Below are 18,703 nucleotides of genomic sequence, written 5' to 3'. Positions count from 1 at the left end.
AAACCCCATTGGCGTGGGGTATGTTTAACTCTAACTAAATCAAATTTATGAAAATTAAATGGTTAACCAATGTAGGGGGCAAAGGCTCACCAATTAAAAAGTTTCACCTTTTTAAATTAACGGCAGTTTTTTTATTGACACTTACCACAAATGCAAACAATTCAGTAAGTAATTATAGCTATATAGAGGTTGGTGAAAATCTAGATTATAAGGGCTTACAACAAACAATTACCGGTTCCGTTTCGGATGCCTTGGGACCCTTACCAGGTGTAAGTATTGTTATAAAAGGTACTTCACAAGGTACTACTACTGATTTTGATGGAAATTATAGCATAGAGGTTGCCGACAATGCTGCCGTATTGGTATTTTCTTATTTAGGATATAAATCACAGGAAGTTCCTGTTGGCTCCAATACGGAATTGAATGTAACTTTAACTGAGGACACTTCGGAGTTGGATGAAGTAGTTGTGTTAGGCTATACTACAAGAAAAAAGGGAGAGCTAACGGGTTCTGTAAGTACCGTAAGCTCGGAAGAGATAGAAAAGGCAGGGAATAAGGATTTGGCCAAATCACTTTCAGGTAGAGTGCCGGGTTTAATTATTTCGGATAGGGGAGGATTACCAGGTTCCACTGATGGAAATGATATTACGCTTTTGATAAGGGGTAAGTCGACCTTAAATAATAACTCTCCACTTATTCTTATAGATGGTATTACGGCTAGCAGTTTTTCGCATTTAGCTCCGCAGGACATCGAATCCTTGACGGTCCTAAAAGATGGGGCTGCCGCCATTTATGGGGCTAGGGCAGCTAATGGAGTTATCTTGATTACCACTAAAAGAGGTAAGTCTGGGAAGCCTAGTGTTAACTTTAGCTCATCTTACAACGTATCCAGTTTTTCTGCCACTCCAGATTTAATGTCATCAGAGGAATATGCAATTTATAACAATGAAATAGCGGAAAGAAATGGCACCCCTCTACCTTTTACCCAGGAAGATATTAATAATTACGCTTCGGGCACGGACCCTATCAATTATCCGAATACAGATTGGGCCGATCTTACATTTGCCAAATCTTCACCGGAATCCAGGAATTCACTTTCTATTTCGGGTGGCAGTGAACACGTAAACTATTTTGTGAGTGGTGATTTCGTAGAGCAGGTGGGGATGTACCATTCAGGAGATTTGAATTTTAAGCAAAAACAGGTGCGTTCCAATATAGACATTAACCTAACTGATAATTTTACCCTTGGAGTAGACTTATCCGGTAGATTTGGTGATAGAAATCAGCCAGGGGTAAGTGAGGGTGAAATATATAGTAGAATTAATACGAATGAGCCTACAGAAGTAGGTATATATCCCAACGGATTACCTGGCTGGGGCGGAGAAAATGGTGCGAACCCTTATATTATGTCTACCAATGAGTCAGGTTTTAACAAAAGAATTGATAATGAGCTTCGCGGTAAATTTTCCTTCGATTGGAGGTTGGATAATTTAATTGATGGTTTAAGGGCCAAAGGTTTTGCAGGTGTAACAAGAATGAACAATGATATTAAATCTTGGTATACACCTTGGACGGTTTATACTTTTCAAGAAGGGTCTGGTGAATATATTCCATCTCAAGGTTTCGCTCAAGGGCAAGGCCGCCAACGAACGCTACGTGAAAGTTTTTGGAAATATGATGAGCTGTTGCTCAATGCCACCATATATTATTCCAAAGTCTTAGGGGATAATCATTCGATCAGTAGTTTTGCCGGTATTGAACAGTCCACATCTAATCAGCGTAACTTTTGGGCTGAGCGCAGAGGATTTCCTACGGACGACCATTCCGAATTATTTGCGGGAAGTGATGACGGGCAACAATCCTATGGTGAATCCCAAGAATGGGGACGTCTAAATTATTTTGGTTCCTTTTCATACGATTACAAGAAAAAATATTTTATCGATTTTACAATTCGCCATGACGGTTCCAGCAACTTTGGACCGGGAAAAAGATTTGGTACTTTTCCTAGTATAGCCGGTTCTTGGGCAATAAATCAAGAATCTTTTATGGAGAATGTTGAATGGTTAAATGCACTTAAATTAAGGGCTTCATGGGCAAAAATGGGTAATGATCGTATAGCGCCATTTCAGTACTTGACTCGCTATAATTATGGTGGGCCCACTAATAATCCACAACCAAACTATGCTGTTTTCGGTTCGCCTGGGGTTAGTTATAACGGTTATACAAGTGCTAACGTTCCAAACCCTAATATCACATGGGAAACAGCCTACATGAAGAATTTAGGACTTAATTTTACGATGTTCGATAATAAATTGTCGGGGGATATCAATTACTTCTACCAAAAGAGGGAGGATATTTTGGTAACCAGAGCTGCCGCCATTCCAGATGCGGCAGGTATTACCTTGCCTGCCGAGAATATAGGAAAAGTAGATAATTTTGGTCTTGAACTGGAGTTGGGATGGAGAGACCAGGTCAATGACAATTTTAGTTATAATTTTGGAGCTAATTTTACCCAAGCCAAGAATGAAGTGGTCTATTTGGCCGAAGCGGCAGATGTTCCAGAATGGAGGAAAAGAGAAGGCCATTCCATGGATTCTTATGTAACTTATCCTACTGCAGGGATATTTCGTGACCAGGCTCAGGTAGATGCCACTCCGGTAAAGTTGTCGGGAACTATAGAGGGCGAACCCATTTATTTGGATACCGATGGCAATGGTTCAATTGATGCCAATGATAGAATCAGGGCATATTCTTCAAATGTTCCAGAAATTCAGTTTGGAGTTTTCGGAGGCTTTAATTATAAAAATTTCGACTTTAGTTTTCTGTTCCAAGGTCAGGCCGAGGCTGAAATGTTGATATTTTTTGAGCGTCCTGGTGCTCGTCCGGATTTTCTTTATAATCAAAGATGGACCCCGGAAAACAGGAATGCTAGATATCCGAGGGCTTTTAATACTGGAGATAAGTATAGTACAAATCAAAGTGGAAGTGCAGAAAATTTTGAAGGAGCCGATCTATGGCTTCACGATGCTTCCTTTGTTAGATTAAAACAAGTGGAATTGGGATATACCTTTAGAAAGGAAGATATCAAAATTGGAGATTTAAAAGTGTTTTTGAGAGGATACAATATCCTTACCATGTTCTCGGATGTTGCCAAATTAGGTTTAGATCCCGAAGCAAATGGTTATTATGACTTTAGACAAAGCACTTATCCATCCTTACAGACCTATACTTTGGGACTTAACTTTAGTTTTTAAAGGAGTTTCATAATAATTAATCATGGAAATCAATAGAAAGAAGATAATAAAAAAATATAAGGATATGAAAAATCTAAAATTAGCATATATATGGGCAATTCTGGTGCTTGTTGTAGGCGTGGGATGTGAGGATGTATTGGATACTGAAGCATCCGATGCCTTCGCAGAAGATCTAATATACAGTGATCCCGATCAAGTAGAACGGTTGGTGTATCCTGTATACAATAGTACTGAGAGCTGGGGCTTAAATAAGTTTCAATGGTGGTCCAGAAGGTTTAATATTGAAGTTGGATCCTTTGAAGCTAGATTTAATTTCAACGATTTGGATCAACTTAGGCTAAGAGCGGGATGGACTCCGAGTAATGTTGGTGTTCTAGGGGAAAAGTGGAGTAATTATTGGAGTTATATAAGATCGGCCAATGAATTCCTGGACAAAATAGATGCTTCAGAAGCAATGCAAACGGATCCAGATAGGGTAAATCTCCTTAAGGCGGAAATGAAATTTTTAAGGGCCAATATTTATACCAAGTTAATAAAGTATTATGGTGGAGTGCCTATTTTAGAAAATGCTTTGGGATTGGATGATAATTTTGATTTGGTTAGGAATAGTTATGAGGAGTGCGTGGATTTTATTGTAAGAGAATTGGACGAGGCTGCGGCTATATTACCGGAATCTAGGCCAGCCAGTGAATTTGGAAGGGCTACAAAATTATCTGCCCTCGCGGTAAAGTCCAGAACTTTACTATATGCGGCAAGCATACTGCATGATCCGAGCACAGCACCTAACGGACCACTTTATGATTATAGTAAGTCTACTAAATGGCAAGACGCAGCCGATGCGGCCAAAGCAATTATAGATATTGTAGGGGCACGGGACTTGATCCCTGTTGCGGATGCCACCGAATATCATAATTTATTTTTATCGCCCAATCAGGATATTCTTTTTGCCAGGGCTTTTAGTTCGGCTTATTACGATTTTGGGACTGATGCCAATTCCCTATGGAATCAGACTCAGGCACCAAGCGGCTATGGTGGATGGGCATTGTCCTCACCAACCCATAATTTTGCCCTATTATACAATATGGCGGATGGGACCAGCACTTCCGAAGGGGGGTATGATCCAGCCAATCCCAATGAGAATAGGGAATTACGCTATTATGCAGACCTTAACTATAACGGGGCTCAATTCAGAGGTCGAGATATCCAATATTATTTGTCCGAGGATGTAGATGCTCAACCGCATGGTTTGGATTCTCCACAAGGTTTGGGCAATACAGGACATTCTTCCAAGACTGGATATAATATCAGGAAATTTCAGGATGAAAGTGTGGGGTTAACCGATGTATCCCCCAATCGTCCCTATATTCTTTATCGCTTGGCCGAAGTTTATTTAAACTATGCCGAAGCGCAATATCATTTGGGACAAGAAGACATTGCTAGGCAATTTGTCAGTAAGGTGTCCACAAGGGCCCTTCAACCTGCAATTACCTCTTCTGGAGCCGAATTGCTGGAGGACATAAAACGGGAAAGACGCGTGGAGCTTGCATTTGAGGGACATAATTTCTTCGACGAAAGACGTTGGATGAATGAAGATCATTTAGGGTTTGATGTCAAGGGACTTAAATGGACCATGGCTGCAGATGGCACTGTGTCCAATCAAGAGTACACCGTAGTGAATAGACCTTGGTTTGAGCGTCAATACTATTTGCCAATTCCTGCTTCCGAAGTGGAAAAGGCTCCATCCATGGTTCAAAATGATGGTTATTGATCAACCTTTGAAACTGTAATGGTAATAGATTTTACTTGTCCATAGTGGATGGGCATAGAGTATATGATTAGTTTTAGTTGAGTTAGTTCAAAGGCCATCCAATAATTTTTGGATGGCTTTTTTGTTATCTAGGCTGATAAATTGGTTGGAGTTGTATATCAATAAATCGACATCGATTTTTCTACCCTACCGAATTTATTACGGGCTTTGGGATATAATTTAGGTTTGTTACTAGAGTTGGTTTTATTAAAACTGACCAGTACCACCCGAACTGGATTTCCTAATTTTGGAATAATAGCTATGGTTAACTAGAATGTTGGGCCCATAACTATATTGAATCTATTTTAAGGGCAAGCATTATTTTATATTGTGTTCCCTTCATATTTTCCTATTCAATTCAACATTGGGTAAAATAGTGCAATCGACGGATAATATTTGGCAATACACTCTTTAATCAAATTAATTTCTTTACCAAGTTAAATTGGATAACATGTAACTATCAAAACAAAGTTATGCCAAGATTTATTTTTGACGGTTAATTTGTAGTATGGCAACATCTTCAAAAGCACATAAAACCATATGTTATAGACATGGAACCATTTGTTGCTATTTGTTAAGGAAAATTTAGGAACCTTTGTTTGTTCCCTCAAAATAAAATTGGTAAAGACAAATTTCTAACAGTTTTTGAATACTTAAAACCAAGCTAGAAATTAATGGAAATGTCCTTATTTAAACGGATAAACCAGGTTTTTTGAACTTGTCTAGTTTTTGTCTAGTGCCTATTTGGCAATCAAAAATATAGAATCATTAGTTTTCCAACGTCAAAATTAAGGACAAGCAAAAATCCCCACCATAAAATTAATGAATAAGCAATTTTACTAATAATGGACTGCCAAATTCACAATGTGTAAGACTTCAACGATCGAAGGTTAAATTAATAAACCATTGTATTAGGGAGTAATTAAAAAGATTTAACCTCTTGCGAAGTAAATAAAAAATTAACCAGTAAACTCAATTTTAACTAAACTTTAATGATTATGAAAAAACAACTTTTCGAATTTGTGGGAAAATGTTTCCTGGCGGGAATATTTCTTGCATTAATGGGTTTTCAGCAGGCTAACGCCCAACAGACCATTACGGGTACCATTGTTGATGAACTTGGCCAGCCTATACCTGGGGCCAATATTGTAATCAAAGGTACTACCACTGGAGTGGTGACCGACTTTGACGGTAATTATAGTATTGAAGCTTCGCCAACAGATGAATTGGTGATTTCTTATGTAGGTTATACTACACAGAATATTGTGGTAGGTTCAAAAACAACCATAAATGTTAATATGGAACTTGATCAACAGTTGTTGGATGAGGTGGTTGTAATAGGATATGGTACGGCAAAGAAAAAGGATGTTACTGGGGCCGTAGCAAGGGTTAGTTCGGAGTCTTTTGCAAACCAACCTTTAACGAGGGTGGATGAGGCTTTACAAGGTAGAGCCGCGGGTGTTACCGTGGCAAAAGCCAACGGAGCTCCGGGTGCCGGTATAAAAGTGCGTATTAGAGGTGTTAATTCCATTACTGGGAATAACGACCCGCTGGTTGTTATAGATGGTGTATTGGGAGGTGATCTAAGTACACTTAATCCAAATGACATCGCCTCTATGGATGTATTGAAAGATGCTTCGGCAACTGCAATTTATGGGGTAAGGGGTTCCAATGGTGTAATTCTTGTTTCTACTAAAAAAGGTTCTGGAAGAGGAAAAATTAATGTAGACTATTTTACAGCTATTTCCCAAGTTCCCGATCTACTTCCAACTCTGGCCGATAATGTTGGTGAGTTTGCGAGAATAGAAAATATTAGAAAATTGAGTATCGGTCAAAATCCGACCTTCACGGATGCCGAAATTGCTGATTTGGAAGCTAATGGAGGAACTAACTATCAGGATGAAATTTTGAGGACAGCTGTAAGTAAGAATTTACAAATTTCTGCAAGTGGTTCCGAAGGGAAACTACGTTATTTCCTGTCTGGAAATTATAGGGATGAAGAAGGTATAGTTATTAATACAGGATATCAGCAATTGTCACTAAGATCTAATTTAGATGCTCAAATTAGTGATAAATTAAGGGTTGGTCTTAATATATTTGGGACTAGAGGAGAAAAGAAAAATAACTTCGAGGCTTTGGGGAACGGTCAAGGTAGTTTAATGTACAAAGCCAATACTTGGGATCCGACTACTCCAATTTATGATGCCAACGGATTATATAATAGAAGGTCATTGAGAGGTATTGCCTCCTTGAACCTGAATCCGGTTCTAACATTGAACGAAACTCAGGCGAGTGATGTGGATGAGAGATTTAGTGCTACGTTGAACACTACTTATCAGTTTACCGATAATTTTAGTTATACCATGGTTGTTGGAGCCCAGGTCAATAATTATAATGTTCAACGCTATGCCGTTGAAGGGGCGGACGACACCCCTGATGCCAATTTTAGTACTAATAAATACACGGCATATCAATTGAGTAACATATTTACTTGGCAAAAGGTATTTAGTGAAATACATGATTTAAAATTGACTGGGGTACAAGAATATTCCAATTCAAAAAATATTAGTAATAATTATAATGCAGATAACCTTCTCTTGCCAAACGGTTTTTATTTTGCGGAAACGGCTTCAGGTTTTTCTATAGGTAATAATTTTGGAGAAAGAGAGTTGTCCTCTTTTATGTTACGTGCAGAGTACATACTTGATGATAATTTATCAATTACGGCAACAGGGCGTTATGATGGAACATCGGTATTTAGACCGGGTAAAAAATGGGGGTTCTTTCCTTCGGTTGCAGCGGGTTACAGTATAATTAACCCTAGGAATAATTCTGGTTATATTAACAACTTAAAGCTTAGGGCCGGTTGGGGTCAGGTAGGTAACCAGGGTGTTGGTACTTATGGCACCTATGCCAACTTAGGTAACAATATTTATGCATATACAGGAGGTGCACCATCTCCAGGTACTTTCATTACCAGTTTTGCCAATGAAGACCTTACTTGGGAAACTACAAGTCAGACCAACGTGGGTATAGATTTAGGATTTAATTCGGGTAGAGGTAGTTTTAGCGTGGATGGCTATAAAAAAGTAACTTCCGATTTATTATTAAATGTACCGGTTTCGGGGACCAATGGTGGTGGAAATGTAAATAAGAACGTTGGTGAAGTTGAAAATTTTGGTTTCGATGTAGCTTTGGGATATGATATTATCCAAACTAAAAATTTAAACTGGAATTCAAACTTGGCAGTGTCACATGTTAAGAATAAGGTTACTCAATTATTCGATGGGCTTGAACAGATCGACGGTCAGTACCAAGCTCCAGGAGGACAGGCTAGGGTGGTCAATATTATTCAATTGGGCGAGCCATTGGGACAACTTAATGGAGCTACCTTTTTGGGTACATGGAAAAGTTCCGAAGCTTCCGCAGCAGCAGCCTTTGGTAAAAAACCAGGTGATGCTAAATATTTAAGGGATGAAAATGGCGAAATTGTTTTTGGTGCCATTGGTAATGGTACACCAACGCTCACTTGGGGTTTCAATAATACCATTTCATATAAAAATTGGGATATAAATATATTCTTGAACGGTTCCCATGGCTTCGATATCTATAATTTAATGCAAGCTGGGATTACCGGTGGCGCTGGTGATTCAAGGAGTTTTATGGCCGCAGATCAGGTTAATCAATGGACGCCAAGTAACGAAACTGACATCCCTGCTACAGTGCAGTTGTTCAATTCTTCTAGGTACATAGAGAAAGGTGATTTTGTAAGATTGAGCAATCTAAATATTGGGTATACTTTTAAAGATTTTGCAGGGCTGTCCAATACAACACTTAAGTTGTATGTTGGTGGGCAAAACCTTTTCTTGATTACCGATTATAGTGGATATGATCCAGAATTGTCCTCAAGAAGAGGGGATCAAGGGAATGAAGACGTTGCTCCAGGAATTAACGTAGGAGCCTATCCTAACCCAAGAACTTATACTTTGGGAGTAAAAGTTGGATTCTAAAAAAATGCTAATAGAAAAATACATGGAAAATATGAAAACAATAAAAATTTATAAATCATTTAAAGAACTTTTGGGGCTCTTTAGCATTGTAGCTATAGCATTGGGTTTCAATAGTTGTGAGCAGTTTGATCTTGAGGAAAATCCTGCCGGTTCCCAGTCGCAAGTTGTGACCTATAGTTCTATGCCCCAATTGGAGCTTGGAGTTACCGGTATTTATGGCAAGTTGAACAAAGCTGCCTGGATGTCTACCTTTTATGTAAATGGTTGGTCGGGAGATGATATTACCACTCACGTCGCCAGTAATAAGGCCGATTTTAGGGAATATGACCAAAGATTCGTGACCCCTGAAAATTCTAGAACACTTACCAACTGGAATGGAGTGTACGAGATGATTCGTGCAGCCAATACCGTATTACAAAGTGTGGAGGGACAAACTTTGCCGGATCCTGATCCTACAAAACAAGAAAGATTGGTAGGTGAAACTTATTTCTTAAGAGCAATTATGTTCAATCATTTAATGCGCATACACGGAAGAATTCCTCTGGTTTTGGAAGTAGATCCATTTCAGCAACCAAGCTTAGCTTCACAAGTAGAGGTTTTTCAACAAATAGAGAGTGATCTCTTGGAAGCTGAATCGCGATTGCCAGTTAGTACCAATGTTGGTTCTACTAGGCCAAGTAAAGGAACTGCAAGAGCTTTTTTGGCACGATTATATATGGACTGGGCCGGTTTTCCGTTAAAGGATGCCAGTAAATACGCCCAAGCAGCATCAAGTGCTAAAACTGTTATCGATAATGCCGCATCACATGGTTTCGGACTGGAACCTGACTTGGCCAAATTATGGTCCCTAGCAGGAAGATTTACCCAGGAAGGTGTGTTTACCATTGCATATAGCAATTCCGCTGGCAACCTAACCAACCGTAAAATGGGAAAATTGGGTTTACCATCCGATCCAGGTCTTAACGGTTGGCAGGAAACATTTGCTGAAATCCGTTTTTTTGAGGATATGCCTGATGGGGCTAGAAAGGATGCTACTTATTATGCCGAGTTGCCAGTAGGTGATGATGGTGCCATTAATTTAAACAGTCCTACCAGAATACTTCGTTGGGAAGAGTTCAAAGATCAGCAAAATCCTATATTAAGAAAGATTGTGGGTGATTTGGCCGATGGGGATTGGGCACAATTTCAAACCCTTCGTAGTGATTTGTATATGAGGTATGCCGAGGTACTATTAATTTATGCCGAGGCTTCTGGGGAGGCTGGCACAGCAGGTGCAGACGCTTGGGAAGCGCTCAACATGGTACATAGACGTGCAGAAGGATTGCCAACTAATACCCCAGCTCCGAGTGACCTGACGGTAGGGGATGGTTCTATCCAGGATTTGGCCTTTACTGAACGAAAATGGGAATTTGCGGGCGAGTTTATCCGCTGGAACGATTTGGTACGTAAAGAAAAGGTTCAAGAGGCCTTGGGCAATAGAAACCCGAGGGTTTCTATAGGTACGGAATATGACGAAAATGGTGTTGGTTCTCCGAAACCGTTGACCACGGCCCAAAATCCAATTCTAGGTTCATTGGGAACAGACAATTATTACGCCCCCATACCACAACAAGAAATTGAAAAAAATCCTAATCTAGGCAATTAGAAGATAGATTATAGTAGTTAGTTTTGAGTTAGCAAGAACACAGCGGTTAAATTTCTTCAGAGATTTTGCCGTTGTGTTTTTTATTAGCCCTCCTTGGCGCCCGAGTTATCATTTAATTGTGAAGGTGTATTTGACAAGGCAATTTTAAGTTCTGCATTATAGAACTATTTTTTAGTCATAGGTGTAGTTAATATGTTATCTTTTACGCTGGGAAACAATAAGACCCAATGGGTAAGTGTAATGTATGTACATAATTATGCTCCTTAAACAACGGGCGTGGATACATAAAAATAGTCAAAAAACAAAGATTGGACCACTGTTGACACATATCAATTCAACAATATTGATGCTAAATCCAAATAAATACAAAAGAATAAGTCTCAAAACCCAAATTATTTTTGGTCTAGGGTTGTTATCACTTTCAATACAATGTGCAAAAGAGAATAAGCATGCAGCAGGGGAAAGTCTAGCTAAAATTCATTGTGGCTCTTGCCATATGTTCCCTGAACCTGGCATTCTGCCCAGAAGGGTTTGGGGCGAAAAAATATTACCGAATATGGGATTAAAAATGGGAATGTCCCATGGTCCTATTTATGCTTATGGCAATTCTGAATCAACTCAAAACTTAGAGCCACTTTTGAGTCAGGAAGATTGGGATAGGATAGTTCATTTTTACCTTAATCGATCCGAAAACAGCATCCCTAAAAACAATATTCAAGATTATGAGGCTAGTACCTTATTTGAGTCATATATTTTTCAACTTGACTCCTTTCCACTAATTAGCATGACCTCTTATAATGAACAAAGTGGAAAGTTATTTTTAGGGAATGGTAGCAACTCTAAATTGCTAACTCTGGATCTCAACGGGGATGTATTAAATGTGGAAAAACTGGAAAGTCCCCCCGTGAAAATTATAATAAAGGATTCTTTGGATTACCTATTGACCATTGGCCATATAAATCCTTCAGATGAGGCAAGCGGGAGATTAAGAATTGGGACCAATGCTATAGAGGGATTAATTAGGCCTGTAGATTTTTTGATCCATGATTTCAATGTAGATGGATATGACGATGTCCTGGTTTGTAATTATGGTAATAATGTGGGGGATTTCTCATGGTATGAAAATTTGGGCAATGGCAGCTATAACAAAAAAGTACTTCAACCTATGTCCGGTGCTATAAAGGTGGAATTAACCAATATGGATTCAGATGCAGATGATGAGATCGTAGTCCTGTTTGCCCAGGAACATGAAATGATTATGATTTGGGATTATGACAATAATATCTTAAATGGCAAGAAAGTAATCCAATTTCAACCGGCTTTCGGAGCAGTGGACTTTCAATTAAAGGATATGAACGGTGATGGACTTAAGGATATTATTATTGGCAATGGTGATAATTCAGATTTGTCCACGGTACTTAAAAATTACCACGGAATTAGGGTCTTGATTAATAAGGGAGAAAAAGAATTTACAGAAGGATTTTTTATGCCTATTCACGGCATTAGCAAAATAAGGGTGGAGGATTTTGATATGGATGGGGACACCGATATTCTAACCATTTCCAATTTTGGTGATTTTACCGATCCAAAGTTCAAAAGTGTTCAGTTGTTGATGAATGAAGGAGAATTAAAATTTAAACCAAAATATATTAATGCACTTCCTGATTTTAGATGGCAAACTTTGGACGTGTCCGATTATGACAAGGATGGAGATTTGGATGTGTTTATTGGTTCATTTAATTTTAAGGCTGGTCCGGAGGAGTCCAATATCTCGGATAAAGAGAATATTTCTTGGGTAAAATTGGAGAATAAAACAAACTAATTATCTCAATGTAGATCCTCATTGGATCTATCGGGAACATAAACTATACTGGGTTTTTTCATCAAAGCAATGACATCCCTTAATTCCCGGTCATTGAGTTCCCACACACCTTTTCTGAAGTAAAAATTGGCAACCTCACTAATTCCGTGGATATAAAGGTCAAATTTGTAATTCTCCATTACCCAATTAAGGCATTCCTTTTGAGTAGTTTCTTCCTCTAATTTCCAAGCTAAGGAGTAAGCCTTACGGTTGGAAATTTTTGTACTGTCATTATCTTGTCTACTAATTTCAGAAATCATGGCAGCCAAAAGACTTGGGCTTTTGGTAAATTTACCCGAAAACAGTCCATTTCTTATTTGTCTATTTAAATTATAGGATAAAATATTGGGATTTTCCTCCTCGTACAATTCATAGAATCTATCCGGTAATTCCTCAGCGTATTTTAACTTGGTTACATATTCTGTTAACTCCTTTTCTGTCATAAAACTATCCCAGCTGTTTTTTAAATAGTAGTGTGCCAAAAATGGACAGGAAACAGCTACGATGAGAATCGAAATAACAATTTTTAAAACTCGTTTTTTATGTTTCATTTTTCAACAATTCGATATCGGATTACTTCTTTTTAGCATATGGACTAAGCTAGTTATTTTCTACTTAGCTACAAATAAATAAAGTCTCCTTTTAACCAAAAGAGAGTAGATTTTTGAGCTAATTTAAAACCGACAGGAATATTATGACGATAATTGAATGCTCTTGGAAAATAGTCCGTATAAAGGCTTCATTATTAATTGGTTTGTAAACTCTTATCTATTTAATTATCATCGCGTTTTATCTCAATAAAATCTTACGGTAGATGGTATTTTTATAGATAAACTTCGTATTTTGTATTGCACAAGCCGTTTGTTATTTTCAATTTATGTTTATGATATTTTATGACCAGTTTTTGTACATCGGAAGGCGAATTTCGCTAATTGTAATTTTGGCATTTCTTTTAGGATTCCTCTCCTGCGATACTTCAAAAAAGAAAGAAGAAAATGCTAAGGATATAGTTCAAAATGAATATTTATTTACTTCAATGCCAGCCAGTGAAACCGGGCTCGATTTTGTAAATACCTTAGAGGAAACCTTGGAATCCAATTACTATCAATACATGTATACCTACATAGGAGGAGGTGTGGCAGTTGGAGATCTTAATAATGACGGATTGGACGATGTTTATTTTACCTCAAACTCATCTGGTGATAAGTTATTTCTAAATCAAGGCGATCTGAAATTTAAGGATATTACGGAACAAGCGGGAATAAAAAACTTGCCAGGTTTCAATACTGGTGTCACCATGGCGGATGTTAATGCAGACGGTTTTTTGGATATATATGTTTCCCGGGGAGGGTGGAAGGCTGAGAATGGTAAATTCAAAAATTTACTTTATATAAATAATGGCGACCTTACCTTTACGGAAAAGGCGGAAGAACTAGGTCTGGCCGATGCCAATCGTACCATACAGGCCACTTTCTTCGATTATGATAAAGATAATGATTTGGATGTTTATGTCTCCAATACCCCTGATATAACCAGTAGGACACAAGTGTTGGATTTGGATAAAGTGCAAAGTGACCCTAAGACCTTGGAATTATTGGGGAGCGACCGCTTGTATCAAAATGATGGTTCCGGCCATTTTATAGATGTTTCCAAAAAGGCAGGTTTGTTGTATGATATTGGTTTTGGACTGAATCCACAAGTAGGTGATTTAAATAATGATGGCTGGCCTGATGTTTATGTCTGTAATGATTTTAATGTTCCAGATCTGGCCTATCTCAACAATGGTGACGGTACATTTACGGAATCCAGGGACAAACTATTTAAGCATATGTCTTTCAATAGTATGGGCAGCGATATGGCCGATATTGATAACGATGGTCTCATGGATTTAATGACTTTGGACATGAATCCACAGGATTACGTAAGATCCAAGACCACTATGGCCATGACTTCCATCGATCAATTCGAGTTAATGGTAGAAAAGGGATATCACTACCAATATATGCACAATATGTTGCAGCTGAATAATGGAAACGGCACGTTTAGTGAAATTGGTAATATGTCTGGAATTGCCAATACGGATTGGAGTTGGGCATTGTTGTCGGCAGATTTTGACCTTGATGGTTTCAATGATGTTTTTGTCACAAATGGAGTGTATCGAGACGTGATAGATCGGGACAAGAATAACGAAATCTTGGCAACCCTTAGGGCCAATGGAAGAAAACCAACGGCTGAGGATTTTTTAAAATTTGCGCAAATGCTGCCACAGCAAAAGCTCAATAATTTTTTCTTTAGGAATAAGGGCAACAGAACCTTTGAAGATGTTTCTGAAAAATGGGTAGATCCGGTTGCCACTTTTTCCAATGGTGCGGCTTATGCTGATTTTGACAACGATGGTGATTTGGATATTGTCATCAATAATATCAATGACAAGGCCACCTTCTTAAAAAATGGCACAATAGAGTCTCAAGGGAAAAACTTCCTTAAATTAAACTTGGTGAAGGCCGGTAATAATACATTTGGTTTGGGAACAATTGTTAATCTGTACCTTCATGATGGTACAATGCAGACCAGGCAAGTAACCCCTACGCGAGGTTTTTTGTCTGCCGTTCCCAATACCCTGTATTTTGGTTTGGACGAAAACAATTCCGTCGACAAAATGGTTGTAATCTGGCCAGACGGTAAAGTTCAGGTGCTTGATAATGTAAATGCCAATCAAACCTTAAGTATTAACTACGGATCGGCCGTCGAAAGAACCACAGAAAATAGTAGTTCGGATAATCCCATTTTCACCAGAATAGAAACTGATATAAGGCATATAGACCCCTATTTTAATGATTACGATTTGCAGATTTTATTACCACATAAGCTTTCCCAACTGGGACCGGCATTGGCCAAAGCGGATGTGGATGGGGATGGATCGGAAGATATCTTTGTTGGTGGAGGCAAGGGAGAAGCCGGGCAATTGTTACTTGGACATTCCGGTAGTTTCTCGAAAAAGTCCATGGCCACGTTTGAAAAGGATAAATTATTCGAAGATATAGGAGCTACTTTTTTTGATGCCGATAACGATGGCGATCAAGACCTCTATGTAGTTAGTGGAAGCTACGAATTCTATAATGACTTAAAGCCTCTGCAGGATAGGCTGTATCTCAATGATGGGAAAGGAAATTTTACCAATTCCAACGGTTTGCCCGAGATGCTTTCAGCAGGATCCATTGTAATTGCCAATGATTATGACAAGGATGGGGATATGGACCTGTTCGTTGGTGGCCGTGTGGTTCCGGGACGTTATCCGTATCCTGCCGTAAGTTATTTACTAATTAATAACAATGGAAACTTTAGTATAGAAACCAAGGAATTGGCACCTGAGCTCGAAAATATAGGCATGGTCACCGATGCAAAATGGGCCGATATTGATGGCGACGGTAAAACGGATTTGGTTGTTACAGGTGAATGGATGGGAATAGAGGTATTTTTGAACCGTGGGAATAAGTTGGAAAGAACCGAGGAGTATAAAACTCTTTTAACCTCCAAAGGCTGGTGGAACAGGATTTTGGTAACTGATATTGACGGGGATGGGGATCAGGATATTGTGGCAGGTAACTTGGGACTGAATTCCAAGTTTCACGCCTCTGAGGAGGAACCCTTCCAAATCTATACATCCGATTTCGATTTTAATGGTATAGAGGATGTAATTTTGGCCAAGGAATATAATGGCAAAGAGGTACCTGTAAGGGGAAAATCCTGTATGACCCAACAGTTACCACATTTGGCGCAAAAAATTCCAACTTATACTGATTTTGCGAACAAGGATTTGAAAGGAATAGTTGGAAAGGGATTGGAATCGGCACTGCATTATTCTGCTACCGAACTACGCTCCGGTATCTTTGTCAACAATGGTGCAACCGGCTTTTCTTTCCAGCCTTTTTCATATGAAGTACAGCAATCCCCTATAAATAGTATATTGTACGATGATTTTGATGGGGATGGATCAAAGGATTTGTTGATGGCCGGCAACAATTATCAATCAGAAGTGGAAACTACTAGGGCCGATGCCGGTGTAGGTGTTTTTTTAAAGGGAAAAGGCATGGGAGAGTTCAAATTTGTTCCTTCGAAAAACACAGGATTTTTTGCCGACAAGGATGTACGTAATATGGTTGCCGTAAAGGCGGATCCTTACCAATTAATATTCATTGCCAATAACAACGATCGTCAGGATCTGTTTAAAGTTGATGATCGGAAAAATTAATTAATGACAATTAAAAAAAGAAAGACTAGCTGCCGTTTTCTATTGGTTATAATATTACTTTATACCTTTTGGGTACAATCCCAAGAGAAAGCCGTGGATACCTCAAACAATAATCTAAACGCTACTCTCTCCAATGCTAAGAAAATAAGATATCAAAATCCAGAGAAAGCTCTAATCGTGTTACAAGAAGTGCACGATCAAGCTTTGGTCTATGGAGATACTTTGTTAGCGATCAATGCCTTATTGGAGATGCCATATATCTATGGTCAACAAGTAAACTATGCCAAGTCTTATGACACCTTATGGCATGCTCTTTTCTTGGCGGATGACATAGGAAATGAAGTTCTGAGGGCCAAAATATATGGTTATTTGGGTAGACTGTCCAGCTTTTTCAAAAGAAAGGATGAGGCCTTTAATTATCTAAATACATCACTTAAAATAAAAAAGAATCTCGTAGAGAATGGTATTCTTCCAAATTCAAGTCTGGTCGAAGATTATTATTTGATCTGTGCTACATATAGAGAATTGGATGACCCAAAAATGGCGAATATATATTTGGATAGTTGCTTTACGGTCTTTAATACTGGTAGAGTCAGCCAGTTGAACAAACAATATTTGGATTTTGAAAAGGCATTTATTCTTTCCAAAGAAGATAAAAACAATGAAGCTCTATTAATAATGCAAAATATAGAGCCATGGTTTAAGGAAAATAGACCCTCATATTTGGTACTGGTATATACCTATTGGGGAGACATACTATCGTCCTTGGGCAGAAGTAAGGAGGGCGAGCAGAAATATATCGAGGCCTTGGAAATATCTTCTAAATATAATAGCCATATAGATTTTTCCCCCTTGATTTATGAAAGGCTTTCCTGCCTGTATTTGGATAAGGGAAACTTCGAAAAAGCTTATGAAAATTTAAATATGGCCAAGGTGCTGGATGCCCAATTTTTTGATAGTAGAAGTGAAATTAACCGTCCACTTTTGGAGATAAAGGATCAATTTCGCTTGGAACAGGAAAGGCAGCTGAAGATAATCCAACAACAGCGCTTGGAGCAATTGGAACAAGCCGATAAAATATCATTTTTGCAGCGTACCATACTTTTGGTTGGAATCATTTTTTTGATAATTGTGGGGTTGATTTACGTAAAATATCTTCGATCCAAGCATAAGGCAGAGAAGGAATTAATCCGACGAAACAAGGAGCTGGAAATAAAAAAGGCTAAGGAACTGTTGGAGCTTAAGAACAAAGAACTTGCTACTTCCGCTCTTCAGCTTGTAGAAAAGGATGAGCTTTTTGGTGAGTTAAAAGATAAAATCAAGGGGAACCAGGGCAAAGTAGATGAAAAGGAACTCAATAGCTTTATTAGATCCATATCCGTTAGTAGTGTAAGTAACTGGCAGGAATTTAAGTTGAGATTTACGGACGTGAACGAAAGTTTTTATCAAAACTTAACGGCCAACTATCCCCAGTTGACCCAAAGTGATCATAGGATATGTGCTTTGATAAAACTGAATTTATCGAGTAAGGATATGGCTAGGCTACTCGGTATTTCTGTAGAATCGGTACATACTACGCGCTACAGGTTACGTAAAAAGATGGGATTGCCAAGAAGTGCTAATTTGGAAGACTTTATAGCGGAATTATAGGATTTCTTTCTTGTTGTAGCGGGGAAAGCTTGCAAATAGGGTGTTGTACAGTTTTTGTCTAGTTGCATTTAAGTGTATTTATTGTTCATTGGACTAAATTTAGACTTTAATTAAGATCTAGAATTTTCTTAATTATTAGGTTAATCTAAATAAGACAACCAATGAAAACAAACACAAATGCATTACTTATGTTACTCTTAATTATGATTTCGTCATGTAGTTCC

The 18,703-nt window shown here is 38.4% G+C and carries 8 protein-coding genes; 7 read left to right on the top strand and 1 reads right to left on the bottom strand.

The window, feature by feature from the left end:
• The first annotated feature begins 47 nt into the window (after nt 1–47).
• The 5 genes from BUA60_RS18275 (at nt 48) to BUA60_RS18255 (ending at nt 12,538) form a co-directional block, all read left to right on the top strand.
• Nucleotides 48–3,254: a SusC/RagA family TonB-linked outer membrane protein gene (locus BUA60_RS18275; RefSeq protein WP_084532680.1), complete on the top strand. Its 3,207-nt coding sequence runs from the start codon at nt 48–50 to the stop codon at nt 3,252–3,254.
• A gap of 64 nt (nt 3,255–3,318) precedes the next feature.
• Entirely contained in the window at nt 3,319–5,022 is a 1,704-nt protein-coding gene (locus tag BUA60_RS18270; RefSeq protein ID WP_072864420.1) for a RagB/SusD family nutrient uptake outer membrane protein, read from the top strand.
• Nucleotides 5,023–6,059: 1,037 nt separating this feature from the next.
• Nucleotides 6,060–9,071: a SusC/RagA family TonB-linked outer membrane protein gene (locus BUA60_RS18265; protein WP_072864245.1), complete on the top strand. Its 3,012-nt coding sequence runs from the start codon at nt 6,060–6,062 to the stop codon at nt 9,069–9,071.
• Between the two features lie 31 nt (nt 9,072–9,102).
• The gene (locus tag BUA60_RS18260) at nt 9,103–10,716 is read left to right on the top strand and encodes a RagB/SusD family nutrient uptake outer membrane protein (RefSeq protein ID WP_178347029.1); all 1,614 of its coding nucleotides are present in this window, start codon (nt 9,103–9,105) and stop codon (nt 10,714–10,716) included.
• 346 nt (nt 10,717–11,062) lie between these two features.
• The gene (locus BUA60_RS18255; protein ID WP_072864241.1) at nt 11,063–12,538 is read left to right on the top strand and encodes an FG-GAP repeat domain-containing protein; all 1,476 of its coding nucleotides are present in this window, start codon (nt 11,063–11,065) and stop codon (nt 12,536–12,538) included.
• Between the two features lie 5 nt (nt 12,539–12,543).
• On the opposite strand, the gene BUA60_RS18250 is transcribed toward BUA60_RS18255, so the two are convergent.
• The gene (locus BUA60_RS18250) at nt 12,544–13,128 is read right to left on the bottom strand and encodes a transglycosylase domain-containing protein (RefSeq protein WP_143153229.1); all 585 of its coding nucleotides are present in this window, start codon (nt 13,126–13,128) and stop codon (nt 12,544–12,546) included.
• 326 nt (nt 13,129–13,454) lie between these two features.
• On the opposite strand from BUA60_RS18250, the gene BUA60_RS18245 reads away from it, so the two are divergent.
• Both BUA60_RS18245 and BUA60_RS18240 read left to right on the top strand, forming a co-directional pair.
• Nucleotides 13,455–16,829 (top strand): VCBS repeat-containing protein, encoded by a 3,375-nt coding sequence (locus BUA60_RS18245; RefSeq protein ID WP_245802581.1) that lies wholly within the window; start codon nt 13,455–13,457, stop codon nt 16,827–16,829.
• 3 nt (nt 16,830–16,832) lie between these two features.
• Nucleotides 16,833–18,479, top strand: coding sequence for a helix-turn-helix transcriptional regulator (locus tag BUA60_RS18240; protein ID WP_072864237.1), 1,647 nt, complete (start codon nt 16,833–16,835; stop codon nt 18,477–18,479).
• Nucleotides 18,480–18,703 lie beyond the last annotated feature (224 nt).

Source organism: Arenibacter palladensis, assembly GCF_900129275.1.
GTDB classification, from domain to species: domain Bacteria; phylum Bacteroidota; class Bacteroidia; order Flavobacteriales; family Flavobacteriaceae; genus Arenibacter; species Arenibacter palladensis.
Note: the sequence above shows the minus strand (reverse complement) of the source record. Positions and strands in the feature narration are given on the sequence as shown.

Bases quoted from the DNA above. Each gene is read 5' to 3' on its own strand.
- BUA60_RS18240 (WP_072864237.1), top strand. From the start codon at position 16,833: ATGACAATTAAAAAAAGAAAGACTAGCTGCCGTTTTCTATTGGTTATA.
- BUA60_RS18270 (WP_072864420.1), top strand. From the start codon at position 3,319: ATGAAAAATCTAAAATTAGCATATATATGGGCAATTCTGGTGCTTGTT.
- BUA60_RS18260 (WP_178347029.1), top strand. From the start codon at position 9,103: ATGAAAACAATAAAAATTTATAAATCATTTAAAGAACTTTTGGGGCTC.
- BUA60_RS18265 (WP_072864245.1), top strand. From the start codon at position 6,060: ATGAAAAAACAACTTTTCGAATTTGTGGGAAAATGTTTCCTGGCGGGA.
- BUA60_RS18275 (WP_084532680.1), top strand. From the start codon at position 48: ATGAAAATTAAATGGTTAACCAATGTAGGGGGCAAAGGCTCACCAATT.
- BUA60_RS18255 (WP_072864241.1), top strand. From the start codon at position 11,063: ATGCTAAATCCAAATAAATACAAAAGAATAAGTCTCAAAACCCAAATT.
- BUA60_RS18250 (WP_143153229.1), bottom strand. From the start codon at position 13,128: ATGAAACATAAAAAACGAGTTTTAAAAATTGTTATTTCGATTCTCATC.
- BUA60_RS18245 (WP_245802581.1), top strand. From the start codon at position 13,455: ATGTTTATGATATTTTATGACCAGTTTTTGTACATCGGAAGGCGAATT.